29 protein-coding genes are annotated in these 25,764 nt (G+C 57.3%); 12 read left to right on the plus strand and 17 right to left on the minus strand.

Annotated elements, in window-relative coordinates; all coding sequences use genetic code 11:
• Window positions 1-27: 27 nt before the first annotated feature.
• A complete protein-coding gene (locus LEP6406_RS0205335; RefSeq protein WP_008316839.1) occupies window positions 28-711 on the minus strand; it encodes a DUF2301 domain-containing membrane protein in 684 nt (227 codons plus the stop codon).
• 350 nt (window positions 712-1,061) lie between these two features.
• Here LEP6406_RS0205335 and LEP6406_RS0205345 point away from each other — a divergent pair, with 350 nt between their 5' ends.
• Both LEP6406_RS0205345 and LEP6406_RS32670 read left to right on the plus strand, forming a co-directional pair.
• Window positions 1,062-1,547, plus strand: coding sequence for a DUF4168 domain-containing protein (locus LEP6406_RS0205345; protein ID WP_008316841.1), 486 nt, complete (start codon window positions 1,062-1,064; stop codon window positions 1,545-1,547).
• Window positions 1,548-1,864: 317 nt separating this feature from the next.
• Window positions 1,865-2,125, plus strand: a complete 261-nt coding sequence (locus LEP6406_RS32670) for a hypothetical protein (RefSeq protein WP_008310541.1) — start codon at window positions 1,865-1,867, stop codon at window positions 2,123-2,125.
• 69 nt (window positions 2,126-2,194) lie between these two features.
• On the opposite strand, the gene LEP6406_RS0205355 is transcribed toward LEP6406_RS32670, so the two are convergent.
• From LEP6406_RS0205355 to petC, 3 genes are all read right to left on the minus strand, one after another.
• A complete protein-coding gene (locus LEP6406_RS0205355; protein ID WP_008310543.1) occupies window positions 2,195-3,010 on the minus strand; it encodes an SAM hydrolase/SAM-dependent halogenase family protein in 816 nt (271 codons plus the stop codon).
• Between the two features lie 222 nt (window positions 3,011-3,232).
• Window positions 3,233-4,231, minus strand: coding sequence for a cytochrome f (gene petA / locus LEP6406_RS0205360; protein WP_008310545.1), 999 nt, complete (start codon window positions 4,229-4,231; stop codon window positions 3,233-3,235).
• 80 nt (window positions 4,232-4,311) lie between these two features.
• Entirely contained in the window at window positions 4,312-4,854 is a 543-nt protein-coding gene (petC, locus tag LEP6406_RS0205365) for a cytochrome b6-f complex iron-sulfur subunit (protein WP_008310548.1), read from the minus strand.
• Window positions 4,855-5,137: 283 nt separating this feature from the next.
• Here petC and LEP6406_RS35140 point away from each other — a divergent pair, with 283 nt between their 5' ends.
• Genes LEP6406_RS35140 through devC form a run of 5 tightly spaced genes read left to right on the plus strand, consistent with a single transcriptional unit; the run spans window position 5,138 to window position 8,794 of the window.
• Entirely contained in the window at window positions 5,138-5,626 is a 489-nt protein-coding gene (locus LEP6406_RS35140) for a DUF3067 family protein (RefSeq protein ID WP_315874570.1), read from the plus strand.
• Complete coding sequence (locus tag LEP6406_RS32675; protein WP_155834635.1) at window positions 5,623-5,760, plus strand: hypothetical protein; 138 nt, start codon at window positions 5,623-5,625, stop codon at window positions 5,758-5,760. The genes LEP6406_RS35140 and LEP6406_RS32675 overlap by 4 nt, the downstream gene beginning before the upstream one ends.
• Window positions 5,761-5,819: 59 nt before the next feature.
• Window positions 5,820-7,067 carry an AAA family ATPase gene (locus LEP6406_RS0205375; RefSeq protein WP_027268862.1) on the plus strand — a complete coding sequence of 416 codons (1,248 nt, stop codon included), beginning with the start codon at window positions 5,820-5,822 and terminating at the stop codon, window positions 7,065-7,067.
• A 9-nt stretch (window positions 7,068-7,076) separates the two neighbouring features.
• Window positions 7,077-7,607 (plus strand): hypothetical protein, encoded by a 531-nt coding sequence (locus LEP6406_RS0205380; protein ID WP_008310555.1) that lies wholly within the window; start codon window positions 7,077-7,079, stop codon window positions 7,605-7,607.
• 5 nt (window positions 7,608-7,612) lie between these two features.
• Complete coding sequence (gene devC, locus LEP6406_RS0205385) at window positions 7,613-8,794, plus strand: ABC transporter permease DevC (RefSeq protein ID WP_008310557.1); 1,182 nt, start codon at window positions 7,613-7,615, stop codon at window positions 8,792-8,794.
• Window positions 8,795-8,845: 51 nt separating this feature from the next.
• On the opposite strand, the gene LEP6406_RS26680 is transcribed toward devC, so the two are convergent.
• The 4 genes from LEP6406_RS26680 to LEP6406_RS26685 are packed head-to-tail and all read right to left on the minus strand — an operon-like array spanning window position 8,846 to window position 12,269.
• Window positions 8,846-9,385 carry an alpha/beta hydrolase gene (locus tag LEP6406_RS26680; protein ID WP_008310560.1) on the minus strand — a complete coding sequence of 180 codons (540 nt, stop codon included), beginning with the start codon at window positions 9,383-9,385 and terminating at the stop codon, window positions 8,846-8,848.
• Window positions 9,382-10,131, minus strand: coding sequence for a hypothetical protein (locus LEP6406_RS33520; RefSeq protein ID WP_008310561.1), 750 nt, complete (start codon window positions 10,129-10,131; stop codon window positions 9,382-9,384). Before LEP6406_RS33520 ends, LEP6406_RS26680 begins: the two co-directional genes overlap by 4 nt.
• On the minus strand, window positions 10,094-11,362 hold the full coding sequence (locus LEP6406_RS0205400; protein WP_008310563.1) for an urease accessory protein UreH domain-containing protein: 1,269 nt from the start codon (window positions 11,360-11,362) through the stop codon (window positions 10,094-10,096). Before LEP6406_RS0205400 ends, LEP6406_RS33520 begins: the two co-directional genes overlap by 38 nt.
• Before the next feature lie 4 nt (window positions 11,363-11,366).
• Window positions 11,367-12,269 carry a tetratricopeptide repeat protein gene (locus LEP6406_RS26685; protein WP_008310564.1) on the minus strand — a complete coding sequence of 301 codons (903 nt, stop codon included), beginning with the start codon at window positions 12,267-12,269 and terminating at the stop codon, window positions 11,367-11,369.
• 389 nt (window positions 12,270-12,658) lie between these two features.
• Here LEP6406_RS26685 and LEP6406_RS0205410 point away from each other — a divergent pair, with 389 nt between their 5' ends.
• Complete coding sequence (locus LEP6406_RS0205410; RefSeq protein WP_008310565.1) at window positions 12,659-13,762, plus strand: hypothetical protein; 1,104 nt, start codon at window positions 12,659-12,661, stop codon at window positions 13,760-13,762.
• Window positions 13,763-13,764: 2 nt separating this feature from the next.
• On the opposite strand, the gene LEP6406_RS0205415 is transcribed toward LEP6406_RS0205410, so the two are convergent.
• The 3 genes from LEP6406_RS0205415 to LEP6406_RS0205425 all read right to left on the minus strand — a co-directional run bounded on the left by LEP6406_RS0205415 (window position 13,765) and on the right by LEP6406_RS0205425 (window position 16,573).
• A complete protein-coding gene (locus tag LEP6406_RS0205415; protein WP_008310566.1) occupies window positions 13,765-14,190 on the minus strand; it encodes a hypothetical protein in 426 nt (141 codons plus the stop codon).
• Between the two features lie 328 nt (window positions 14,191-14,518).
• On the minus strand, window positions 14,519-15,379 hold the full coding sequence (locus LEP6406_RS26690) for a hypothetical protein (RefSeq protein WP_008310567.1): 861 nt from the start codon (window positions 15,377-15,379) through the stop codon (window positions 14,519-14,521).
• A gap of 123 nt (window positions 15,380-15,502) precedes the next feature.
• Window positions 15,503-16,573, minus strand: a complete 1,071-nt coding sequence (locus tag LEP6406_RS0205425) for a CAF17-like 4Fe-4S cluster assembly/insertion protein YgfZ (protein ID WP_008310568.1) — start codon at window positions 16,571-16,573, stop codon at window positions 15,503-15,505.
• A gap of 329 nt (window positions 16,574-16,902) precedes the next feature.
• On the opposite strand from LEP6406_RS0205425, the gene LEP6406_RS0205430 reads away from it, so the two are divergent.
• Entirely contained in the window at window positions 16,903-17,964 is a 1,062-nt protein-coding gene (locus LEP6406_RS0205430; RefSeq protein ID WP_008310569.1) for a tetratricopeptide repeat protein, read from the plus strand.
• Between the two features lie 160 nt (window positions 17,965-18,124).
• On the opposite strand, the gene LEP6406_RS0205435 is transcribed toward LEP6406_RS0205430, so the two are convergent.
• The gene (locus LEP6406_RS0205435; protein WP_008310570.1) at window positions 18,125-19,081 is read right to left on the minus strand and encodes a DMT family transporter; all 957 of its coding nucleotides are present in this window, start codon (window positions 19,079-19,081) and stop codon (window positions 18,125-18,127) included.
• A gap of 7 nt (window positions 19,082-19,088) precedes the next feature.
• Complete coding sequence (locus LEP6406_RS0205440) at window positions 19,089-19,652, minus strand: DUF4168 domain-containing protein (RefSeq protein WP_008310571.1); 564 nt, start codon at window positions 19,650-19,652, stop codon at window positions 19,089-19,091.
• A gap of 783 nt (window positions 19,653-20,435) precedes the next feature.
• On the opposite strand from LEP6406_RS0205440, the gene LEP6406_RS0205445 reads away from it, so the two are divergent.
• From LEP6406_RS0205445 to hisS, 3 genes are all read left to right on the plus strand, one after another.
• Window positions 20,436-20,723, plus strand: coding sequence for a photosynthetic electron transport-dependent transcriptional regulator PedR (locus LEP6406_RS0205445; protein WP_008308790.1), 288 nt, complete (start codon window positions 20,436-20,438; stop codon window positions 20,721-20,723).
• Between the two features lie 62 nt (window positions 20,724-20,785).
• Window positions 20,786-21,226 (plus strand): hypothetical protein, encoded by a 441-nt coding sequence (locus LEP6406_RS35445; RefSeq protein ID WP_008308789.1) that lies wholly within the window; start codon window positions 20,786-20,788, stop codon window positions 21,224-21,226.
• Window positions 21,223-22,509, plus strand: coding sequence for a histidine--tRNA ligase (gene hisS / locus LEP6406_RS0205455; RefSeq protein ID WP_008308788.1), 1,287 nt, complete (start codon window positions 21,223-21,225; stop codon window positions 22,507-22,509). The genes LEP6406_RS35445 and hisS overlap by 4 nt, the downstream gene beginning before the upstream one ends.
• A gap of 94 nt (window positions 22,510-22,603) precedes the next feature.
• On the opposite strand, the gene LEP6406_RS0205460 is transcribed toward hisS, so the two are convergent.
• From LEP6406_RS0205460 to LEP6406_RS0205475, 4 genes are all read right to left on the minus strand, one after another.
• Window positions 22,604-22,975, minus strand: coding sequence for a response regulator transcription factor (locus tag LEP6406_RS0205460; protein ID WP_008308787.1), 372 nt, complete (start codon window positions 22,973-22,975; stop codon window positions 22,604-22,606).
• A 118-nt stretch (window positions 22,976-23,093) separates the two neighbouring features.
• Window positions 23,094-24,359 (minus strand): DUF790 family protein, encoded by a 1,266-nt coding sequence (locus LEP6406_RS0205465; RefSeq protein WP_317133870.1) that lies wholly within the window; start codon window positions 24,357-24,359, stop codon window positions 23,094-23,096.
• A gap of 296 nt (window positions 24,360-24,655) precedes the next feature.
• Complete coding sequence (locus tag LEP6406_RS0205470) at window positions 24,656-25,447, minus strand: SDR family NAD(P)-dependent oxidoreductase (protein ID WP_008308785.1); 792 nt, start codon at window positions 25,445-25,447, stop codon at window positions 24,656-24,658.
• Entirely contained in the window at window positions 25,444-25,761 is a 318-nt protein-coding gene (locus LEP6406_RS0205475) for an ArsR/SmtB family transcription factor (RefSeq protein ID WP_008308783.1), read from the minus strand. The genes LEP6406_RS0205470 and LEP6406_RS0205475 overlap by 4 nt, the downstream gene beginning before the upstream one ends.
• Between the last annotated feature and the right edge of the window lie 3 nt (window positions 25,762-25,764).

Here is a 25,764-nt window from a genome sequence, read left to right on the forward strand (position 1 = left end):
TTGATACCCGATTTCTACCTTTCTGTACTAGCCAACTCCCTCTGATGGGGCTTGGCGCTGCTGGGCCAGATAGACAAAGACGCTCTTGTCCCCTACATCATCGGGAATTGCCTGCACTAGTTTCCGCAGAGCAAAGACGGTGAAGCCCACCGCCCAGATTATCAGCATTCCCGTCGCCCAAGGGACGGACCAAACCCCCGCCAAGTGGCCCAAAAGGAGCAGGGGAACGAGGGGAGTCAGCACTTTTGCCTCCAAACGATTAAAGCAAAAGGCTTCCTTAAAGTAGATGCCCGTCAGCGCCACAAAGGTAAAGCCTACCCCCCAGAGCGTTACGGGATGCTGGTACACCGTCTGGACAAAGGGGGCAGCATCACCATGGGCCACCACCAGGGAGGCCACGCCCCCCACCAGCCAAAAGACCTGGAGTAGGCGGTGCAGGGGCTTGAGATAAATATGAATAGTCCACAGGCTCACCCCTAAGGCCAGCCAAAATAGACCATAGAGGCCACTCACCACCGCCAGTGCCCAGTCGGGGCGCTGGGGCCAGAGAACGACCATCGTAGACAAGACGAGGCTCAGGGCTGCGATCGCAAGTCCACCGCGATAGACCCGCACCCCCCAGCGATCATCTTCAGTAATTGTAAATTCCCCAAATTGGCCCTGGTAGACCTCGGAGGTTGGAGGGGAAGTAGAGGGAGACGGAAAAACCATGGCATTTCACGACGGAGACAACCTGCCTTCAGCCTAGATCATCACCCCCAGATCCACCGATCTGGCCCCAGCCCCTCAAAAACTTCACATCCCTGTCATCTCTGTTGAACATCTCTGTCATACCCATTTCCTAAGCTGCTCCATAACTGAGGCATAGACAGTCAGACAGACAAACCGTGCCTTGCAGCACCACCGATTTCGGGCAAACTCTAGGCCCCTCGGAACTGATTGGAACTGATTAGGGGAGTCGCACCCAGGATAGTAGCCAAGTCATCTCCCCATCAGACTTCGACAAAGGCGATCGCCCGAGTCCCGCGTGGGCTGCTGATGTAAGTAACAAGGACTCAACCATGGTCACATCCAAACTGCTCCGAGGTTCCCTAGCCGCTCTTCTCCTAATCGGGTTCCCGAGCGCCGGGGCAGCCCTAGCCCAAACCCAGGAACCCCTACCGCAGCAACCACAAATTCAGGTTTCTGGCGGGCAAATTGACCTCTTCGTCAATGCCTACAAGGCTATTCAACAAATCCAGCAGGACATCCAGCCAGAACTGGTCGCCGCTGTTGAGGCAGAGGGGCTGACGGTGGAAGAGTTCAACACCATTGCCCAAGCCCAGCAAGCGCCGGAAACGGCGGAACAGGTACCGCCGGAACAGGTGCAACAGTTTGCCCAAGCATCGGAGCAAGTCGTGGAACTTCAGCAGGCCGCTCGGGCAGATATGCAGGAAGCCATTCAGGCAGAAGGTCTCACTCTGGAGGAGTTTGACGCCATTTTAGAGGCGGCCCAGCAAGACCCCACCCTGCGGGCAGAAATTAACCAGCGTCTAGCGGAGGACTAAAGCTGGAACTACAGCAGTCACAAGTCCGTTTAGGGCAAGACTGCGAGCCAATTTGCTTTGCCACTAAGCACCTACGGTGCTCGGTGTCTTAAGCAAATTGGCCAAGGCTATAGCTATTTTCAGGGAATATTCCACAGGACAGACGGGGATGATCTTCCCTACCTATGGCCCCATTACTGGGGCCTATAGCGGTTCTCACTCGGGTTAAGTACAGGCAAGGGGCTTAAGCCCCTTGTTCCCCGAATTGCCATCAAGTTGAGCTGTACCTCATCCATTAGGGAACCGCTATAAACCAGTGTTGAATGAGGAACCATCCTATGAAATGGACACAATTGAAATGGACGCAATGGGCCGTATTGCCCTTTTTAGCGGGAATCTCTGTCGTGGGGGTGGCCTGTGGGGGGGGAGACGTGCCTTCCGAAGAGCCTGTTCCTGATGGGACCGCCCCGGTAGAACCTACGGAACCTGCGGCTCCAGGGGAACCAGTAGATCCAACGGCTCCCACAGACCCCGCAGCTCCTGGTCAGGATGGCCCAGGAGGGGGTGAGCCGGGGCAGCCCGTCGATCCACCCCAATAGATCCATTATTTGCAAAACCCGTGCTGTGGCGGACCCTGTCCATCACAGCACCACACCACAATAGACCGACTACTCCCACAGCATATTCACTCTATCTCCCACCTGGGCCTGAAAATGGGCCTGGGCACTGCCTTGATTCACCGCGATCTCAATCCAGCCATGGCTACCCACTAGGGCTAGAGGGGTCGCGATGGGAACCTCCCCGTAGGTCTGTCCTATGGGGAGGGTTTCGTTTTTGAACAGTACTCTAGCGGTCGAGGGCAAGGGCACAGGGGCGGGCAGGGTTGTGATCAGGTTGCCAAAGCGATCGTAGCCCTGCACTTGACCCACCCCGTCACTGCTTTGGGCCTCAGGGCGATCTAGAGGTAGGGTGACCAAGTCTGGCACCGGAATCTCCGGTCCCAAGGCGGTAATGGGAACGCCTAGGGCCAAATGGGCCGCTACAGGGGCAAAAATGTCCCGTCCATGGAAGGTGCGGCTGGGGGTCGGGGTGCGCCAATACTGGGGTTGGGTTAGGGCCACCGCTGTGATCAGGGATTCAGTTTTGTCTGGGGCTACTGGGGGGGAGGCTAACTGGTCCTGCACTACCCCCATCAAGACCCCATTATCTGGCCCGACGAGATAGCCCTGGGGAAGTGCGATTGCAAGTTCCCGACGATCGGTCCCCACCCCCGGATCCACTACCACCACATGCACGGTTCCAGCGGGAAAGTAGGGATAGGCCAAGATCAGGGCTAACCGCGCCGCCACTACATCTTGGGGGGGAATCTGGTGGCTGAGGTCAATCACTTGGGCGGTGGGAACCAGTGTGGCGATCACCCCCTTCATCACCCCCACATAGGGATCCTGGAGGCCAAAGTCCGTCAGTAGTGTCAGGGGTGCCATAGACCAAAAAAGAGGGGCAATATTGCCCCTCTTTAGCGTTGTATTTGAGCGTTTTCTCTGGGATGAAGACACCTAGTACCGCAGGGCGTAAATCAGTCCACTATTGCCGCGCCAGCCCAACATTTTCCGGTCCCCTCTCCCCTTGGGAAAGGGCTAGGGTGAGGGGCCGATTGTGCCACGGTGGAACGGCCAGGGTATTTCCGCCGCCCAGTACTAGGAGAGCTAGAGGCTAAGACCTTCGGCGGCTTGGACGCGCTCTACCTGCTTCTTCTTCAGCACCAGCATAATCTGGGTGAGCATGACAGCGGCGATGAAGGCAATCAGTCCCTTAATCCGACCGGAGCTTTGCAGCACAATCTCCGTATCCACCTGGCCAAAACCACCCACATTGGTATCGGCGGTGAGGGAGGCACCAGCAGCAACGGTTTCCCCTTCCGTGACGATCAGTTCAGGACCAGCGGGTACGTCCTTGACGACGGCTTCTCCCGTGTCGGACTGGATAGTGATCTGGTAGCCCCCAGCTTCTACACCGGCAATGGCGGTGATAGTGCCCGCCGTCGGCGCTTTAACTACCACGTTGTTGGTGTTTTGGCCGTTGGGGTAAATCTGACCTCGGCCCCGGTTGCCGCCGACATGAACAGCATACTTGCCGAACTTGACCGCCTTGTTTTGAGACGGATCGGGGGAGAGGATGGGGAAGACAATTTCCTGGTATTGCTCACCGGGCAAGGGGCCAACAATGAGAATGTTTTCCTTGTCTTCGGCGTAGGGCATGAAGTAGGTGTTACCCACCTCTTCCTTCAATTCCTCCGAGATGCGGTCGGGAGGGGCAATCCTGAAGCCTTCGGGCAGTATCAGGACTGCACCGACGTTGAGCCCACCCTTGGAGCCGTCACCCAACACCTGCTGGGCCTTCAGGTCGTAGGGAATTTTGACCACAGCCTTAAAGACCGTGTCTGGCAGGACAGATTGGGGAACTTCGATCTCGGTGGGCTTGGCCCCCAGATGGCAGTTGGCGCAAACAATGCGCCCGGTGGCTTCCCGAGGAGATTCGTAGTTCTCCTGAGCCCAGAAGGGATAGGCTTCGGCGGGCTGGGGAAGCACGAGACTTCCGGAAACCACAACCAGGGCAACCGCGATCGCGATCGCGGTGGATTTCGCTAGGGGGTGCAGCCAACCCAGGATGGGGTTGCACCGACTCAATAGGGCTCGCATCTTCATTTAGGTATTAGCTATCAAGGGATGTGCAAACAACACAGCAGCGGACTAGAGATTAGGACAGCGGGTTATCAGACGACTGCCTAAGCCCACCAGGGATTTTCCCCCGTGCGGAAATCGGTTTCTGACCACTCCGTTAGAGAAACCGTGTCATCTTCCGTGACATCGGCATGGGCTAGGGCCAGAGAGAGGGGGGCGGGACCGCGTACCACCTTGCCAGTGGAGTCGTATTGAGACCCGTGGCAGGGGCAGATGAACTTGTTCTCGCTGCCATTCCAGGGCACCACACAGCCGAGGTGCGTACAGACCGAGTTGATGCCGTACTGCTCTAGGGAACTGTCTTCTGTAACCACCAGATAGGTGGGGTCGCCCTTAAGTCCCTGCACCAAGACGCGCTCGCCCGGTCCATGGGTCTGTAAAAACTGGCTAGCAATGACATCCTTGCCCAGCGAATCCTTGGCAAGGAGCCCCCCCCCGGCTGTACCGCTGGAAGGGGGGATAAAGTATCGAACCACCGGATACAACATGCCGCCCACGGCTCCCGAGGCAGCACCGAGGGTCAGTAGGTTCATAAATTGGCGGCGTCCCAAATCGGGGACATCGGACATTCCAGACGCTTGAGTCATATTCCAGGCAGGGTGTTGAGTTCAGTACAAACTAATTAACAAACTACAGGCGCTAGTAACGGAGAATGGTTTCAGGGGAAGGACTTGGCGTCCTTCAAACGCGAATCTGACCCAGGGAACGTCCCTTCGGGCCTGACCCTGTATGAGTTCTTCGTCACATAAGTTTGCAGACTTCTACGGGTATTATTGCATTCCCCCGTCTCTGAGATCGCCCCTACCGTGAGGAACTGGATAGGAAGGGGGCCAGAGGTGTCTAGATGATGGGTCGCGATCGGGGCGATGGGTGGCTCCTATTTCCCCCCCTATTCCCCTACGCATCGGCCCAATGATTGCCAGGGTGGGCATTTCGACCAACCTGAGGGGGATTCTAGGGGACGAAAGACTGCGATCGCGCCCCCGGCCCTGGGGGGATGATGGAAATGTGAAAAAATATGAACGCTGCGGGGTTGGAGTACCCATGACCGGAGAAGACCTACACGAACTCATTGTCCAAAAATGGGGCTATTCCTTTGATGTGCAGTTCCGTCGCCAGCAAGGGCAAATCTTTTTCCAGGTAATGTGGCGCTACCTAGAGCAGGCGTCCTTCCCTATGGACGAGGCCCAGTACCAGGCCCACCTCAACAGCATCGCCACCTATCTCATGGGCTGGGGGCAAGCAGACCATGTTCGTACCGCCATTACCGAAACCCGCGATCGCCCCCGCCTCGGCAAAGCGGTCAGCATTCCCCTCGATCTAGGGGAACGCGCCTCCGAGTGGCTCTTAGATTTTTGACCCCCCCTACCCCGCCAGAACAGCACCCTAGTAACGCAGGGCGTAAATCAGTCCACTATTGTCGCACCAGCCCAACCTTTGGCCTGATCTCCGTCCGCAAGGCTGTCACCGCCGACCCTGCCGACGTGTTTTAGTTAACATGGGGCCTATCCAGGACGTGGGAGAGACAACCTGCCGCTCCCCCAATAATGAAATGCTAAAAAAACTCGTTTTCGAGAACTGGAAAAGCTTCCGATATGCAGAGCTGGACATCGAAGCCCTGACAGTGTTGATTGGCACTAATGCTAGCGGCAAGTCCAATGCCCTGGATGGTTTGGCATTCTTAAATCGGATGGCTCAGGGAAAAGATCTCCAATCAGCCCTGGCAGGAGATCCTCAAATTCTTCCCCTGAGAGGTGGCATTGAATGGGCAGCCCTCAGGCCCGAAACCCAATTTACCCTACAGATCTTGATTGGTTCTGAAGATGAAAGGACGGATTACCTATATCGGATTACCGTTGAAACGCTACCTAGGGTACAACTCGTTGCTGAGTCCCTAGATCGCATTCGTAAACGACCAAGAACTGATAAGAATCCTTATCAAATTCATCTTTTTGAAACCGATGAAGTGGCCGCCGATAGTCCCAGCATTACCGCTAGACTTTACAACGAGAAAAGCGGTACGCCCAAGGAAATGCACCGCTCCACCTCAATCCTAGGTCAACTGGGCGGATTAACCAGTCTACGCAAAGATATTACGGAAGGGATTGATCGGGTTGCCAGTATTTTGGAAGAAATCCTGATTTTAGATCCCATTCCCTCCAAAATGAGAAATTATTCTCCCTTAACGGAGTACCTCTACAGTGATGCCTCCAATATTGCTGGGGTGCTGGCCGCGCTCAGCGATGATGAGCAACATCAGCTCGAAACTACGATGTCTAAGTATGTCAGCCAGTTGCCAGAACGGGATGTGCGTCGAGTTTGGGCGGAACCTGTGGGCAAGTTCGGGGCTGATGCCATGTTGTACTGCGAAGAAACTTGGGTCAGCGATCAGAAGGCTGAAATTATTGATGCCCGTGGCATGTCCGATGGCACCCTACGATTTTTGGCGATTTTAACCGCTTTGCTGACTCGACCGGAAGGCAGTCAAGTCGTCATTGAGGAGGTTGACAATGGCCTGCATCCATCCCGATCGGGGCTTTTATTAAAGATGTTGTTGGAGATTGGTGATCAGCGCCACATTGATGTGCTGATCACCACCCATAACCCAGCCTTGCTGGATGAATTGGCCCTAGAACTAGTCCGCTCTGTCGTTGTGGCCCATCGCGATCCCCATACGGGAGATAGCAAGTTAACAGTCTTGGAGGATTTACAAGCGTTGCCCAAACTTCTTGCCTCGGGTCCTTTGGGGAAAGCTGCCAGCCAAGGGTTGATTGAGCGCACCCTAGAGCGGGCTAGCTAGGGGCTACCCATGCCACAGAAGGTCTTGATTCTGGACACCTCCATCCTCTGTGTTTGGCTGAACATCCCTGGGAAGGAAAGCTGTGGCCCTGATAGCGATCGCTGGAACCTGTCCCGTCTAAAGCCCTATCTGGAGCAAGCGATTGCCGCTGGAGCCACCCTGGTTTTACCCCTTGCTAGCATCATTGAAACCGGTAATCATATTGCTCAGCTTAGGCCGAGGCGACGGGATCTGGCCTTAGCTCTGGCCAACATTATGAAACAGGCTGCCGATGAAACTACGCCTTGGGCTGCTTTCACCAGCCAGAAGGATTTGTGGGATGCTGCTGGACTCAAGCAGATAGCAGATGAGTGGCCCGATCTAGTGGTGCAAGGGGTTTCCTTAGGGGATGCGGCGATCAAATCCGTCGCCGATCATTATGTAAGGCTAGGGTATGAAGTGGAAATACTGACTGGGGATTCAGGGTTGAAAGCGCTAGAACCACTGCCATCTCAAGAATTTCGGCGGCGGCGACGCCGACAGAGACAAGAGGAGCATTGATCTGCATGTTGTTTTCCAAGCGGACGCCGCTAGCGTGGCTAAATCTTACCCACGATCGCCTCAAGTTTGTCACTTCGTTGCTGGGGGTCGGGTTTGCGGTGCTGCTGATGTTTTTGTTTACGGGCTTTATGAATGCCCTGTACGACAGCCAGCTTCAGCTCTTGTCACGGCTCAACGGCGAAATCATCATGGTGAATCGCCTTAAAAGCAACATGTTTGTGCCGATTTCTTTTGCCCGCCGCCGATTAGATCAGGCCCGTGCCTTTGAGGGGGTAACGGATGCCTACGCCCTTTACCTCAGCGACGCCAACTGGAAAAATCCCGAGACTAAGCGGACTCGCCCGGTGCGAGTGCTGGCCTTTAATTTGGCGGATCCGGTGTTACCCATGGCGGAAATTACCGCCCATCGCAGCCAGCTTCAGCAGCTCAATACCGCTCTGATTGACACTCGGGCTCGGGCTGAATTGGGTCCAGCGGAGGCGGGTATTACGACGGAACTGGCGGAGCGGGAGATTCGCATCGTGGGGACGTTTTCCCTGGGGACTGACTTTGCCTCGGGCAATGGCAATCTGATCATGAGCGATGTGAATTTTCTGCGGTACTTTGCCAATCGGGGACCAGAGGAAGATGAGCGCAGTTTTGCTACGGCGGATGTGGGGCTGATCAAGGTGGCTCCTGGTACCGATGTGGATCGCTTGGTGGCGGTACTTCAGAATCAACTGCCCAAGGATGTGTTGATTTTGGCGCGGGATGGACCGGAGGGCTTTGTGGAGCGGGAGCGGCGGTATTGGCAAGAGAACACGAATATTGGCTTTGTGTTTAGCCTGCTGACTGCGATGGGCTTTGTGGTGGGCATCATTTTGGTCTACCAGATCCTGTATACCGATGTGGCTGACCACTGGGCGGAATATGCCACGCTCAAGGCAATGGGCTACAGCAATGGTTTTCTCTTCTGGGTGGTGATTCAGGAGGCGCTGATTCTCTCAACCCTGGGCTTTATCCCCGGTTTCTTGGTGGGGAATCTGCTGTATGAGGCTACGGGAAATGTGACGGGGCTCCTGTTTCAGATGACGTTGACGCGGGTGGTGGTGCTCTATGCCATGACCTATGTGATGTGTTTGATTTCTGGCGCGATCGCAGTTCGCAAGGTCCAAGATGCTGACCCAGCGGATGTGTTTGGTCTGTGAGGTCTGTGATACTGAAAACTAGGGGCCAGAACTGGCCCCTAGAACTAGCCCCTAGAACTGGCCCAGAGTGAGAATTCTCAGCCAGGGACCAATAGCCTCTAGGACTTCACCGTAGGCTGAAATCAGGCGATCGCCCTGCACGACAATATCGGGACTGGGATAGACCCGCAGAACTTCAAGGAGGGACAGTTCTCCATCGGCTGCGGAGGCCAAAATTGCGGCCCGCAGGGCCGATCGACCATCAACACCTGAGAGGGGTTGGATCGATTCACCGACTAGATCTAGCAGACGCTCTCCGGCGGGGGTATTGAGGGCGATATTCAATACCGTGGGGTTAACACTGACGGGTTCTAGGAGCACCTTTTGCAAGGCGGCAGGTTCCTGATTAGCCAACCCCAGGAGTTGGGACAGATCTTCAGAGACTTCCCCCGTTGTCGCTAGGGTATCTAGCTCAGCGATGGGAATCTCCATGGCTAGGGAGCCGTAGGTGAGTACGATGCGGTCGGCGGCAGTGGCGGAGAGTGGCCCTAAGCCCAGCCCCCCCAGCAGTCCTAACCCTGCGCCTATCCATTTCATCCAGCCTATGGTCATGGTTTTTGTCCTCGCGATCGCAGGCGATAGAGCACAGTTCCCGTGCCCCCCAGCAGTACCATAGCCCCCAGTAGCGGAAGCTGCCATCCCCAAGGGGCATCATTTCTAGACGACGTAGGGGCGGCCCCGGCGGGTTCCCCAGATGAAGCAGGGGTTTCTGCCGGAGCCGTTGTGTCAGCAGTCGTCTCCACTGCATCCTCAGGCTCAGTACCGGATGCAGCAGTCTGGTTTACAGTCTGCCCCGCTTTTACAGTCTGCCCCGCTGCCACCAGTACCGGAAACTGGAGTTCAAAGGGGGTAAAGTTCCCCGAGCCCTGGGGTTGCCCCGCCAGCACCAGTTCATAGGCTCCCACCGTGGGAAAGGTGACCATTGCCCCCGGAATTTGGCGATAGTCTTCAGCGGAGACGGGTTCTAGGGTGGGGTTGTCTACCACAGCACCTTGGGCATCGTAAAGGATGAGGGTGCAGTCACAGTCTGCTAGGGGCACCGACTGTCCCCCCGCTAACGTCAGGGCAAACCACACCTGGGAGGGGGTTCCAGCCTGGGGCATGTCGTTGGGCTCGATATGTAGGGTGGCTCCCACATCCTGGGCCACCTGGACTTGGTGGGCTAGGGCGGGGGCTAGGGTGGCAGCTAGAACTGAGAAGACGACTAGGAGGCTGAGGCTCCCGATTGCCGACCTAAATCCTGAGGCATCACTGGGTCGTTTAGGACTGGAGGGGGGGAGAGGATTTGGGAGAGACATACCACTTTTCCAGATTCAACAAAGACCAAATTCGGCGCGATCGCACTGCTAGCACCATCAGCGCCAGTCCCACCAGTAGCCCCGTGTGGATCAGGGGCAATCCCTGCCAGCGGGTTGTGCCCAGGTAGCTAGACCCCGTCAGAATGCAGTGGAGCACCCCCAACCCCAGGGCAGGAAGACTGAGGAGGTGGAGGCGTCGCCACTGTGTCCCCAACCAGCGCTGGGCCTGGGGGGAACTGGTGAGGGCCAAGGGTAGCATTATCGCTAGGGCCATCGCCCCGGCGACGATGCCCCACTGGTGTTGGGGCATCATGAACCTTAGTGCGGCGGGGTTCCAGCCCCAACTGTGTTCCAGCATGTGGACCGTGTGGGCCAGGGCCAGCCCCCAGGCTCCCACCCCCAGCAGCCGTCGATATTGCCTTGGCCCTGGCCACAGTTTGCTAATGGGGCGGGCAATTAGGGCCAGAACCAAACACAGCAGCGCCAGGTGGCCGGTGTAGTCCACCATTAAATCCCCTGTGCGGGTCAGGGTGAGTACACCGATGCCCAGGGTGATCCAACCCCCAAGGCGAAAAAGCTGACTGGCGCGATCGCGGCTAAGCCAAGCACTGGAGGCCCCCACCGCCACCATCATCGGCAGCGTCCCCAGACCAAAGGCTCCCAAGGTAGCTGCGCCCCCCAACACGGAACTGGTAGCCGCTGCCTTAATTTGGGCGGCATAGAGAAAGCCACAGGGCACCAGTCCCCACCCCAGCCCCAGCAGGGCTGGAGTCCACCAGCGATTTCCTTGGGACATCCGGGCCATGGCCCCCTGGAGGCGATTATGGATCGCCCCCTGGAGGGGATGGAGGAAGGGTAGGCGGGGCAATAGGCTGGGAGCGACTTGGCGCAACCCGAACCAGATCAGCAGCAGTCCTGTGGCCAGGGCAATTCCCCGCCGCAGGGGACTGCCCACCCCCGCCATGGTGCCCCCCGCCACCAACACCGAGCCCAGCCCTCCAATGGCTGCTCCCACGAGCATATAGCTGCACAGTCGCCCCAGATTTAGGGCCAGGTGAAAGCCCAACTGCTGCCAGCGGGAGGGAGCTGAGTCCCGTCCCGTAGGATTCGCCTGGGGGCTATCTGATGGGGCGCTTAGGGAAAAGGCGATGGCGATGGGGCCACACATACCCAGGCAATGACCAAAACTGCCTAGGAATCCCAGGCTGGCCACGAGAACCAGATCCAGCACGGCTCTACCCCTCCAAGGCCAAAAACTGGGCCAGGGCGTCAGCCACCGCCGGGGGCCAGCGGCGAATGGTGCGAATCCAGTCCAAATCCCGATAGCGGCTATCTAAGCCGGAGACGGCGACCCAGTGACTTTCCGCTTCCCCTTGTTGGCCGTCCACCCACAGGGCGGCGGTGAGGGCCGCTCGGGCATCGGTGAAGTTGGGATAACGGCGCACCACCGCCCGTAGGGTCTTGATCGCGGGTTTGATGTCTCCTATTTGATATTGGGCAAGGCCATAGTTGACCCGCGCTAGGGCGAATTCTGGATCTAGATCAGCGGCGGTGCGGTAATCCGCGATCGCAGCTTCCCAATGCTCCAGCCCCGCCTCCGCATTACCGCGATTGTTGTAGGCTGCCGCCTCTTGAGGATCTAGGGCCAGCACCTGGTTGTAATCCGCGATCGCGGCCTCCCAGTCCCCCAGCATTTCGTAGGCTGCCCCCCGGTTTAGGTAGGGATCGGGAGCCTCGGGGGCTAGGGCAATGGACTGGCCATAGTCCTCAATCGCCTCCCGCAGGTGCAACTGGCTAGCCCGCACCAGGCCACGATTACTCCAGATAGCTGCTTCCTCGGGCAAAAACTCCAGTAGATCGCCCCAGTATGCCTCCGCCCGATCATACTGCCCCGCCTGACTGGCGGCAAAGGCTTTTTCCCGCAGGCTGGCAATGGCTTCAATGTCAGCGGGGGAGAGATGGGTCAGGTCAGTAGCCGCGATGGCCTGAGACCAGTCAAAGACCATGGCGGGACGCGCTAGCGGCACTGCCCACAGTAAGGCAGTCACTAGCACCACCCAAAATAGCCGCACCAGCACCTTTAGCGTGGTAGCCCAAAAGTCGGGAGAAGATACAGCGGTATCAGAAAAGAAAATCATAGGGTCGGAGCAGAGAACTCCTCTAGCCTATCGAGATCTCTCCCCTAAGGGGAACCTTTTGTTCATCACTGCCCGCACAATAGCCAGTAGCCTTACGCAATCGTAAGGCTACTGGCTATTGTGCGGCGTAAATACTCTGACCGTTTCATTGTGGTACACCTCGGCCCCTCACCCCAGCCCTCTCGCAAGGGGAGAGGGGACCGGAAAATATGGACATTAATAAACGTAATTCTGTCATGCTGCGGAGTGACTCCAACGGAGTAACGGAGCGAAGTCGAGACATCTCGATTGTTGGCGGAGTCCGAGATTCCTCCTTACGTCGGAATGACAGCATTTAATTATGTCCACCTACTTACAAGGAACTGGGGGATAAGGTATAGCTTGAGCCAATGGTTTCGGGCCTGTCCCATGACCCCAGGGCAACGCAATATCTGACGCAATATCCAGAAATGGGAGACACCGCAGCGCAACTAGAACTAGAAAAAGAGCGGCGGCAAAACCGTTGGCTGATCTATGCCTTGGGGGGCGGCTGGGGACACCTCAATCGAGCCATTGCCTTGACCCAGGCAGTCCCCCATTTCGTAGACATTCTGGTCAATAGTCCCTACACCGCGACGGTGCAAGCCTCCCTTCAGCGGTCTGATATCACCCTGCACGGCCTGCCCGAGGGACTCTCGGTGAATGGTGTCCCCCCCTATATCCACCACTGGATTACCCAACATCCTGCGGACTGCCTGATCGTCGATACCTTTCCCCGAGGACTAGTGGGGGAGCTAGCGGACTTGCTGCCAGCACTGGAGATGCCCCGTATTTTGGTGCATCGTGACCTAGATCCCCGTTACCTTGCTGCCAAACAGATTCCCGGCTTTGTCCAGCAGCATTACGACCGCATCCTGGTTCCCGGCGAAGAGAGTGCGCCACTGCGTCATTTGCCCCAGGCTAGGTTGACCGCGCCTTGGCTATTGCGGGAGAGCCATGAGCTAAGCGCAATGCGTGAGACCGTGCGCGATCGCTATCGTCTACAGGGTGACCAGCCCCTTATCCTCATTTGCGCGACAGGTCGCCCCGACGAGTTAAGCCTATTTGGGGAGTTAGTTCGGGCGATCGCCGAAACCCATCCTTACTGCACGGTGCGCTGCCTTGCCCATCGTTGCCCACCGACCTGTCCCCCTAATCTGTGGATCACCCACTGGCCGGGTATTGAAGTACTCCAACTTGCCGATATCGTCATCGGCGGCGGTGGCTACAACCTCACCTACGAATGTGCTGCCTTGGGGAAGCCTCTCATTGCCCTGCCCTTGCCCCGGCGGTACGATCGCCAGTTTGATCGCAGTTGTAGACACAGCTTTACCGCCAGTAACCCTGCCCATTGCCTGGGGATGATTGCCCAGATCCTAGCCCGCTTACCCTGGGTCCAGCCTGAGCCCGCTGTTCCTAATGTCAATGGTGTCCACCAGGCAGTACGAGAAATTCAAGCCTTAGCCAAGCCTTAGCTTTACAGGGAGCCAGCGGGCATTTGGGACTGAATCAGGCGATCAAGCTGATGCAGAAGGGGATCTTCGGGACGAGTGGCCACGATGGCCTGCACAGTCTTAACCAAGGGCCAGTTGGTCTCGGAGCCATCGCGAATGGTTTTACTGGCGGCATAGTTAGCCGCCTCTGCGGACACATCTAGTTCGTCCGTTTCTCCCGTTTGCAGATAGTCTTGGCCGCTACGCCAAGACAACACCCGCCCGCGTAGGGTGATTTGGAACCAAGTAATTTCGTCCTGACTGCGTTCCACAATGATGTCGAAATAGGGCTCATTGCCCTGATACCAGAGGCGTTCGCTGGCCCCAGTGGCATCACCTTTCATCAGCTCCGGGTTAATACAGCTCAGGGATTTGCCGAGGGTTTGAATCGTGGCTTCGTCAAGTTTCATCCTGGATTGCAGTCGCTAGTGATCTGATTATCGCAGCGCCTGCCAGCGCCTTTCAGTTTTTGAATATCCATATCGTGACAGCGATCGCGGTCTGATTGAGACCCAAAGATACTAATGGTAACGATTGGGCGCAGTTTTGGCGAATCCCCTGGCAATGAGTCAATGGGTATCAACTCAAAGCGGGACAAATCTCCTGGAGAGGATTCAGGAATTAGAAGTTAGGAGCCAGAATCTAGGAGAGTACTGGCTTCTGGCTCCTGAATTCCTTGGAACCAATATTGTCTCGGCTGACGTTGATGCCCGAGTCAACGGATTCAGGGCCAAATTCTTAGCGAATCGCAATGGAGAGGTCATAGCTGGCATTACCTCGGGTGCCGCCCACAATCACCTGGTAGTCGCCAGTGTGGGGCAAAAAGACCTCTTCATTGGTTCCCTCCACCACTTGCACCCAGCCCGAGGGGCCAACCACATCGAAGGCGGCATTATCTTCCAGGGCGCTAATGGAGAGGATCATCACCTGTCCACCACTGGCTCCGAGCAGATACACATCTCGGTCCCCCCGAACCACGCTATTGCTTACCACCGTCTCGCTGCTGCCGGAGGCAAACTGCACCCGTTGGGTATTGATATTGGTGGCATAGGCCAATAAATCTGTGCCTTCTACGCCGGTTGGTTCGGTGAAGCGCTCCTGCAATGCCTCACAGGCCACCGGACTAAAGGTGTTGCTGCCATCAGCAAGGCGATCGGGGGTCACAGTCCAGGTGGCCTCGTTTTCTTGCTGGTCATACTCGATCCAGGTGGTGATCTCTAGGGCCAGTTGATCACCGCTGAGGGTACCCGCTAGAACTTCGCGGTAGGAGGTGTAGTAGCTGTTGGATTCATCGTGAACGGTGCCGAGGCCGTCTCCGGTCACGGTGCCATCGCTGGCGACCGTCAGGCGCACCGCTGCGGTGAGGGTGTCGGTTGTCGTCTCGTAGCACTTTGGGCCGGGGGCCAAGGCGGGGGCACTGGCGACGGCGGTTGGGGGGGGAGTAACGGGGGCAGGGCTGGAAGCCGGACTGGAAACGCCATTGGAAGGCACGCTGGAAGCAGAGGGTTCGGTGACATTCTGGGGATCGGATCCACAGGCCATGAGGGTCAATAGCGCGATCGCAATAACTCGGTTAGGCCAGGTTAGTAGAACTGCCATGGGTGATGACCTCAGGGAAGAACTTGAAGAGCGTGCGCCCTAACTTTAGCCTGAGTTCCCCTGAATTCCCGACAAACGTTCCCTCCCTAACCCCAGTGCCATCCCATTACAGCCCCAGACCGCCTAGTTCGCCCCTAGGGTCAAATACCCCCGAGAGACAAAGGGAATCTCTAGGACCGTAGCCGTGGCAGTCCCCACCTCAACCGTGAGCCCTGCCCCGCCCACCTTAGTCCGGAGATAGCCCAACCCCCTGACCCCGGTGGGGGTTGCCATGACGCTGGTGAGCCGTCCTGCTCGCACTCCCCCATGGGTAATCTCCGTGCCAGAGGGCACCAGGTCACTTAGGCTGAGACCCCAAAGCTGCTGTTTCACCCCCTGATAGGTCTGGAGGCGGGCGATGGTTTCCTGGCCGATGTAGCAGCCCTTATCAAAGGACACCGCTGCCCAGAGCCCTGCCTCTAGGGGATTGTAATCCGCTGTTAGCTCTGCCCCCGCAATGGGCCGTCCCTGCTCAAGGCGGAGTTGCTCCCAACGCTTTTCCCCCAGGGGGATTGCGCCGCCCGCGATGAGGGCCGACCACAGGGGGGCGGCCTCGGCGGCGGCGGCGGTCAGGGTGTAGCCGGGAAGCCCCAAACCGCTCCCCGCCGCCAAGCGACAGGAAATGCCCTGGCAATCCACAAGAATATGCCGTTGGGCGGCGGGGAGCGCCTGCGTAGAGAGGCCCAAGCCCTGCAATAGGTTGGCACTCTCGGGGCCAATCAGGGTCAAGGTAACGGTGGTCTCGGTTTCGTCAGTGAGCTGAACCTTGTCAGCAAAGAAGACATAGCGGTCCATCCACTCCAGAAGAGCGGCGGCTTGTCCGGGGGAGACCAGCAGCACCACGGCCCCGTCATCAACGTAGGCCGTGGCTAGATCTAGGGTGCGGCCTGTGGGGGTCACAAACACGGTGTCGCATTGGTGGCCTGCCTGGAGGGTTTGCAGTTGATTGGTGGTTTGATTGTGCAAAAAGCGCAGGTGATCGCGATCGCTCACCCGCAGTCGGCCCCAATGGCTGCGATCCACCAGGGCTACCCCCGATCTCGCGGCCCCATAGGCTGCATCGTCGTTGCCATAGCTGAGGGGCACAGCCAGCCCTACTTCTGGGGCAAACACGGCTCCCATTTGGCTTTGCAACGCTTGCAGCGGAGTATCCATGACACCTCGAAAAAAGAAACCTGTGGCGGGAAGGGTGATAGGGAGCTTTTATCCGTACCCCTACGTCCCGGTGCTGTCCAGAACTTGTGCTTCCCAAAAACAGATTACTCTACTGGGCGGGATATTCTGGGGGTCAGCGGCCTGGGGCTGCGCGGAAGGAGAACCTCAGGCGTTGAAGGAGAGACTGTTCAGGGGATCCGCCTCTTCTAGGCCACCTCGGTAATGCCCTCCAGGAAAATCCGTCGACTGCATCCGCTCAGGGATGGAGCATTGGGGGAAATGTTGAGGATAATCAGGGGATCTGGATCTCACTTATCTCGACAAGTGTCATGAAGGTTGTTCAAGAGACCTCTAGTCACCTCACGCTACAGTTGCGTCCTTGGTTTCTATGGCTGCTTGGCAGCATCTTTGGGGTGGCGGGTCTATTACCCAGCCTGTTTCTGGGGAGCCAAAGTCTACTCTGCGATCGCAATCCTCCACCCGGTCAATGTGAGCTGACCCAAACCACCCTTTTGCGCAAGCAGAGTCAAACCTGGCCCTTGGCAGAACTGCAAGGGGCCGAGGTAAATGTCTCCAGCGGTAGCGATGGCAGTCCCACCTATCAAGTGATACTGCGGACCCGCGAAGACAGCATTCCCTTGAGCAGCTACTCCAGTTCTGGGGAGGAACGCCATCGACAGCAAGCCGCTGACATCAACCAGTTTCTGCAAGATTCAGCCCAACCCCAACTGCTCATCCAGCACAATGATGCCTGGTTCGGGCTCCTCTTCGTCGGCATTTTTACCGGAGTTGCTCTGGTGATCATTCTGGTCTTTGGCCAGATCGTCACGGTGGATCTCGATAAACTGGCCAATCAATTTACCCTCACCCAGCGCGGGGTGTTGGGGGTCAAGCGCATTGAGCATCCGCTACGGGCTATCGTCAGCACCCGCATTGAATCCTCTCGAAATAGCAAAGGCAGCACCACCTATCGCCTCAGTTTGGTCCTGAATTCAGGAGAGGTCATTCCCCTAACGCCCTACTACAGCTCTGGCTACGACGAGAAGCAAAGAACAGGGGAACGCATCTCCACGTTTCTCGGTCTCGCCCCGCCCAGCACCAACTCTGAACATCCCCTGGTTCCCAACTTCAAGGATCTGTTCACCCTAGTAACGGGGGGTACCGCTAAGCGGGAGCACGCGATCGCAACCTATCGCGATCGGTTGCAAGCCAACCCCGAGGATATGGATGCCCACACCCAACTCGCCCTAGTCCTAATAATGCAGGGTGAAAAAACAGAAGCCCGCAATCACCTCACCGCCGCCCGTCGCCAGTTCCTGGCTGAGGGCAAGACCGACCTCAGCAACCAGATCACAGCCCTAATAGCCCAGGTCGATACCCAGGATAATTAAGTAGGTGGACATCAATAAACGTAGTTCTGTCATGCTGCGGAGCGACTCCAAGGGAGTAGCGGAGCGAAGCGAAGTCGAGACATCTCGGTCGTTGACGGAGTTCGAGATTCCTCCTTTCGTCGGAATGACAGCATTTAATTATGTCCACCTACTTAGATCGCTATTCAGTAGGCGCGTTTCCCCGTCGCTCTCCACTCAAAGCCGCCACACTAACCGTCACCAAAATCACCCCCAGCACCTGCACTGGACCTAGGGTTTCCTGAATCATGAACCAGGCCAACACCACGGTAAACGCCAGATTGCTGGCCCCCACCATGGCCGCTGCCGTCGCCCCCACCAGACGAATCCCAGAGTTGTAGAGGACATGGCCACCGAAGGTGACCAGCCCCGACAGCAGGCTACCGATCCACAGCGGCCCCCACTCTAGGGACGCCATCTCCTCTGGATGATTGCCCACGAGGCACAGTCCCGCCAAAGCCAAGGTGACGGCAAAGCTCATCCAGGTGAACAGCACCGGATGGATCATCTCAAAGGCTTTCTGGGCATTGACGGTGTACAGAGCATAGGCCACCCCGGAGGCCACTCCCATCACCAACCCCCAAGTGCTACCGCCGCTCCAAGTCAGATCCGAGGGCGGCACCGTCATGACGCTGCCCACGATCACACAGGTCATAATGCCCCAGTGAAAGAACGAGGGTTGACTGCCAAATAGCCCCCAGGAAAAGAGGGCAGTGAAAACAGGAAAGGTGAAAAACAGGGTCATGGCAATTCCCGTGGGCACTAGCCCCACCGCCAGATACAAAAGCGCCAAGTAGGCAAACATCAGCCCGCCGCCCACCAGGCTGTGGAACAGGGCACGCCGCTGGGTCGGGTGGCCCAAATGCCACAGGTCAGTCCAAATTTTAGGATGAAGCCCCTTGGAGAGTGCTGCCATCAAGGGCACTGCCAGTAGCATTCGCAAAAACAGCAACAGAAAGGAGTTGCCCAGGGTCGGTGGTACATAGCCCCCAATCATCCCCAAGCCGATGACGGGCTGCTCGGTAAACAACACCCGCACCACCACGTTTTGGATGCAGAAAAATAGGGACGAAGAGAGAACAATTAAGTAGCCCAGCATGGCAAATTTAGCGATCGCGCTCTTCTAACTGGGCCAAAACGCGATCGCGAAATTCTGTATCAGTATTCGCCAGCCCCAGCAGTTGCCAATAGTCTAGGCGTGTCAGCCCAGTCTCTTCAATTAGATCATAGGCCGCAGTTTGAATCGCCTGCTGGAGCCGCAGAGATTCCGCCTCCGTTTGAGCACGCTCCAGTTCCTCACTGCGGCTATCGATCAGATTCACCACTTGCATATAGGCCGACACAAATTGAGTCACCTTTTCCGACGGAATATCAGAGGAATTGACCTCCGAAGCCAAAGGCTCCGGCAACACAGACTCAGATTCCGAGTCCGCCCCCGCCGGAGCCATCCCCAGCCCAAACACCAAGCTGCCCACCAGAATCCCCACCAGCCCACCCCTCAACAACGGACGCCAGCCCCCCTGCACCGTCCAGCCCAGCCCAGCCACCACCGACCAAAACCATTGCCAACCCCAGACCACCGCCTTCCCCACAGTGACCCAAAAGCCCATCTCCCAGGAAGCGAACCAACCCCAGCCCAATGCCCCCAGTCCCAGAAACCGATCTAACATCCGTCCATCCCCTTTACAGTTCAAAATTGCCACCTATCTACTCCAATATCGAGCACCCACCCACTGGAGCATCCTGTTATGAGAGTGCGAGGGTCTGAGCGCAATACCTGGGTTGGTGGGCGATGCCCTGCATTGGGTGCGGAAACCGCGCCCCTACCCCTAAGCCCTATGCCAAAGGCAGGCTACTCGCCAACGGGCAGGCTAACTCCCAGGGAGTGACTTCGCCAACGCCTTTCTTGAATGCCGTTAGGCTATACACCGGGTCACCGGGCAACAAGGACAACCACCCTACGACTAGGTTGCTCCTCCGGAGCAACCGACCCAACCCAAAATGTTGGGTAATGCACGGAAGAAACAGAGGGAAGCCTGTCATTCCGAGCGCAGGGAGGAATCTCGATCTGGGCCGTTAGACCGAGATGCTACTCCCAGAGAAGCCGCTTCGCGTCTACGACTCCGCTCAACATGACAAGTGTACTTAACATGACAATAAGCCTGTCATTCCGAAGCAAGGGAGAAATCTCGATCTGGGTCGTTAGACCGAGATGCTACTCCCAGAGAAGCCGCTTCGCGTCTACGACTCCGCTCAACATGACAAGTGTACTTAACATGACAATAAGCCTGTCATTCCGAGCATCGTGAAACGGAGAGAGGAATCTCGATCCCTCAGCAAGGAGGGATCCTGCTCCCACTCCCCCACTCCCCCACTCCCCCACCCTCACCCCCAGGAATAAGCAGTAAACACAGTAAAATAGGCATATATACATATCGAAGCTCTAACAACCTATGGCAAGCAACGAGCCTCCCCCCACCTATAGCCAGGGCACCCTCTCGGAGCGCGAGTTGCAGATTGTTGAGTTGGTCGCCGCTGGACTCACCAACCAAGAAATTTCCGCAAAGTTAGAAATCAGCAAACGGACTGTCGATAACCATATCAGCAACATTCTGACCAAAACCGCCACCGTCAACCGGGTGGCGCTGGTGCGCTGGGCATTGCGCTGGGGTAAGGTCTGCATCAATGATGTAAACTGCTGTGCTCTGCCCGAACTCGATCCCAGCACCGAAAACCCCTAGGGGTTGTCCTGAATCCGGTGTCCATGGCAACAGCGAAGGGCGGCTACTGATGACGATGATCCATGACTATGGCTAACGAAAAGTCGGCTAACGACAAGTCCACCCCACCATCGCCAGAGGCGGTTCTCCCCAGGGCCGCCGCCCCCTCTAGCAATACCGCCCCTTTCCCCGATTGCGCCAGCGCCGAAGAGGCCAGTCCCCCAGCAGTTCTAGGGGAGCCCCAAGAGACCCCCAAAAAAATTGAATATCGCCTTTGTAGCTTACGCCTACCCCTAGCGGTATATCGAGAGGTGGCCGCTCATCTGCGCCAGATTGAGGGTGTCGAAACCGGACTGGTGCCCCAAACCTCCCAGCAGTTTGACTACCTCCAAAGCCAGGTGGGGGGTCTGTGGATTCGCTACGCCGAGGCCGCCGCTGACCACTGTCAACCCCAGATAGAAACTGTTTTGGCCTATTATGGCGATCGCTATGGCCAGTGGGAGAACCTGACAACAAAGGTATGACAACGATTCAGGCGCTACGGGGTACAAGGGATATTCTGCCGGAGGAAACACCCCTTTGGCAGTGGGTAGAAACGGTGGCCCGCGACAGTTTGCAGCGTGCTGCCTATCGGGAGATTCGCCCACCCCTGATTGAGCAGACTGACCTTTTTGCCCGAGGCATCGGCGAGGCTACCGATGTGGTGGGCAAAGAGATGTACACCTTTGAAGACCGGGGGCAGCGCTCTATTACCCTGCGGCCAGAAATTACGGCGGGGCTGGTGCGATCGCTAATTGAGCACAAGCTCACAGCCCAGGGGGGTGTGCAGCGTCTTTGGCACATCGGCCCCGCCTTTCGCTATGAGCGGCCCCAAGCGGGACGCCAGCGCCAGTTTCACCAACTGGATGTGGAGCTGATCGGCAGTCGCGACCCCCGCGCCGATGCGGAGGTGATCGCCCTTGCCCATAGCCTGCTGCAAACCTTGGGTCTCCAATCCTTGACCATGGATTTGAACTCCGTGGGCGATCGCCATGATCGCCAGCGCTACCGAGAGGCCCTGGTCGACTTCCTCACACCCTACCGTGCAGACCTAGACGCCGACTCCCAAGACCGCCTAGAGCGTAACCCCCTACGCATTCTGGACAGTAAGGACGAAACCACCCAAGCCATCGTTCAAACGGCTCCTAGTCTGGGGGATTACCTCAGCGATGACTCTCAGCGCCACTTTGAGCGAGTACAGCAGTTCCTCACCAATCTGGCCATTCCCTATCAGCTCAACCCCCGACTGGTGCGCGGCCTAGACTACTATACCCACACCGCCTTCGAGATTCAGTCCGCTGATCTGGGAGCCCAGGCTACGGTGTGCGGGGGCGGTCGCTACGATGGCCTTGTAGCCCAACTGGGGGGACCAGATGCCCCCGCTATTGGCTGGGCGATTGGCCTAGAGCGCCTCACGCTGTTGCTGAAGCAACTCCAAAATGCCCCCGCAACCTCGATGGATGTCTATGTGGTCTCCCGAGGGGAGGCCGCTGAAGCCGCTGCCCTGCGCCTCGCCCACGGTCTACGTCAGGCGGGCTTGGCGGTGGAAATGGACCTCAGCGGAGCCGCCTTTGGCAAGCAATTTAAGCGGGCCGATCGCAGTGGTGCTGCCGTCTGTCTCATTCTCGGAGATGAGGAGGCGACCCAGGGAACGGTGCAGGTGAAGTGGTTGGCAACGGGGGAGCAGGCAGCCCAGTCCCAAGGGGATCTCTTGGCGAATGTGGATGGGTTGCGATCGCAAATCCTTACTGCTCAGCAGCCCCAATGAAGAATCTAAATGCCGCTTCCACCCTGGGAGCGGCATTTAAGGTGAGGACCAACAGGGGGAGGGATTTACATTGCCGTATTTGCGCCGCCCAGTACTAAGCTTTGCTGCGGAGGAGCTGTTTGACGGTCTCCAACATTTCATCTGGGCGGAAGGGTTTAGCAATATAGGCATCGGCCCCTTGCTTCATGCCCCAATAGCGATCAAACTCCTCACCCTTAGAGGAGCAAATTACCACTGGCACATCTTGGGTGCCGGGATTATTTTTGATCCAACGACAAAGTTCATAACCGTTCATATTGGGCATAACGATATCCAGAACTACGAGGTCTGGGGTAGTGGCTGCCAGTTTCTTCTGGGCCTCAATCCCGTCCTTGGCCTCTAGGATTGTCATTCCCGCTTGAATTAGCAGACCGGCCACCATCTCCCGTAGGGCTGAACTGTCATCCACAATCAGGATAGTGCTCATGGTGTTGACCTGCGGCTCCGATACGCTCCCTTTGCTTCAATACCTTACGGCATCGTCTCTGTATTATGGCGAAATTCTGGTAGGCAATCACCCCCTTGACAAAAACCGCTGATATTCATTAGCGCTCAAGGCAATCCAGCACCGTTTTGGGGGTGAGCTTGTTTTTGAACCACACCACCCGCGCCGAGACCTGACTCAAATTCACCCCTGCCTTGTCTAAACTCAGGCGCTCCGAAATGGCCAAAATCAAGTCATCCCGTGCCGCCAGATGAACCTGAGCAAATTTTTTCCGTAAATACTCAGGTCGCCAGTAGCCGACAATCTCCAACAAAAAGGTGCGGCCATCAGGATGTACCAGGCGGAAGTCAGGAATCATGACGCTGCCGGGAATGGGAATCAGGTCTACCTCCCGCTCTAACTGCCAAGGGGTACTTTGGGGCCAGCGATTGGCAAAGGATGCCTCCACCATGCTGTCGTAGGGCTTGCCGGGGGGATAGTGGGATACCAGGCCACAGTTCGCTGCTAGGGTGAAGCGGAGATCGCGGATCTGATCGCTGTAGTTGTCGCGGGTTTGTAACGTGGCGGTGAGGCTCCAGCGGGTGACGTGGAGAATGGCAGGGATGAGCTTGGCCATATCCAGCCCGTAACGGGTACTGGCCTTGAAGAGGCTGGTGGGGCCGTCAATGGTGACAGTGAAGCCGTGGTCTGCATCCCCCTCGATGTAGGCCATGAGGCGAAACAGCTTCAGATAGCGGAACATCAGCTTGTATTCGCCAGGATCATTGCGGTGGACATTTAGCACCACCTGGCTCGCTTTGTAGAAAATGCCCTGGACCTGGGACAAGTTGTAGCGGTGTAGCAAGGCTTCGGGGGTAGGGGCTTCAAAGGCGGTGAGGATGTGGTTTTCCTTAAGGTCAGCGTAGAGGCCCTGGCGCACCTGTTCTGGGGTAATTTCCTGCTCTAGTTCTTGCCCGAGGTGGCGGGCTAGGTGGGCCAGGTGCTGCTGGGTGGCTTCGGGACTGGGAACCGTCTGACTTGCGATCGCAAATACTCGTTCCCGCAGCATCTCAGGCTCTAGGGGACTCACCGCCTCAAAGGTGCTGAAGCTGGAGCGCAGAATATGGGCCAGCCCCCGCTTGACCCGATAGTCGGTGTCATCCCCCTCCAGACTCTGGAGTTGTTCATTTAGATCCCCCTGGGTCCGTCCTTGGTGGGCCTGGAATAGGTCAATCAGGGTAGTTGCGATCGCAAGATTCTCCCCCACGATCTGCAAACGCTTGGGGTAGATAGATTCGCCTTGGGGGCGGTGAATCAGGAGGTCAGAGGGTAACGTAGGCGGTCTCCGGGGGTGTGAGGGTGTGAGGTATTGGGGTATTGGGGTTATTCCCGTAGGGGCAATCCCTTGTGGTTGCCCTTGTTGCCGGGTGACCGGTATTGGGGTGGGTAGGGGCGCGATTTCCGCGCCCAGTGCAGAATGTGTCTGTAGGAGCGGGTTTAGCTCGTATTGGCTGGGATATCCAGAATGGGAGGTTCAAAACCCGCCCTACCCCGTACCGGGTAATCCAGTAATGGTATGCACCCGTAGGGTCGCGGGGCTTCGCGCCCAAGGCAGGGGGTGACAGGAATGGGGATCCCGTGGGTTCGGATTGGCGGGGAAATTCTAGCCGGTGCTTAGCCTCTCTACCAGGGTAGGGGACTGCCGTCCCAAGAGAAAAACTCGCCGCTATTGGTTTCCGTGAGGCTGTCGATCACTGCCATTAGTTGCTGGGCCGTGCGGGCTGGGGGAAACAGCTTCTCTGGGGGGACGGTGCGGTGAAAAGGGGCCGAGAGGCGGGTAGCGGTGGTACCGGGATGGAGGGCCGCGACGATGGTATGGGGGCTCTTGCGGTGGTATTCAATGGCGATGGTTTTCAGGAACATATTGAGGGCTGCCTTAGAGGCGCGGTAACCGTACCAGCCGCCGAGATGATTGTCACTAATGCTGCCAATCTTGGCGGAGATGGTGGTGAAGACACTGGCGGAACTGGTCTTGAGCAGGGGCAGCAGATATTTGGCCAGCAGCACCGTGGGAATACTGTTCACCTGGAAATACCGGAGCAGATGGTCGGCATTGATCTGGCGTAGGCTTTTCTCCGGTTGAATAGTGGCGGAGTGGAGAAAGCCGACACAGTTGATGACCAGATCAAGGCAATCGCTGCGGGTTTGTAGTTGGGCCGTCATCGCTGCAATTTGCTCCTCATCCGTGGCATCTAGGGGTAGGCACACCAGTTGGGGGTGATCTGCCAGCGCCAGTAGCCCACCCGCCGTCTCGATTTGACGATAGGTGCCATAGACCCGCTCCACCCGAGGATCCACCAGCAGGTGCTTGACAAAACCCAGACCAATGCCCTGGCTTGCCCCCACTACGAGAGCATGTCCATTGTGCAACCTTGCCCCAAACTTGGCCCCAAAGGTATCATCAGCGGTCATCATGACGGTGTCGTCTCCTTCGCGGATTGCAGTATGGTCGCCAGCAGACCGGGAAAACGGGCCTCTAGCTCCTCCCGACGCAAGGAGTTCAGATGTTGGGTGCCCTGTTTGCGGCAGTAGACCACCCCCGCCTCCCGCAGAATTTTGAAATGGTGGGAGAGGGTGGATTTAGCCACGGGTGCCGCGATCGCGGCACAACACAACTCTCCCTCAGCGGCAAGGCGGGTAACGATGGCAAGGCGCACGGAATCCCCGAGGGCATACAGCACACCTTCCAGAGTGATCTCCGTGATGTCTGGGTGATAAATCGGTCGCATGGT

The organism is Leptolyngbya sp. PCC 6406 (assembly GCF_000332095.2).
Taxonomy (GTDB): Bacteria; Cyanobacteriota; Cyanobacteriia; order Phormidesmidales; family Phormidesmidaceae; genus PCC-6406.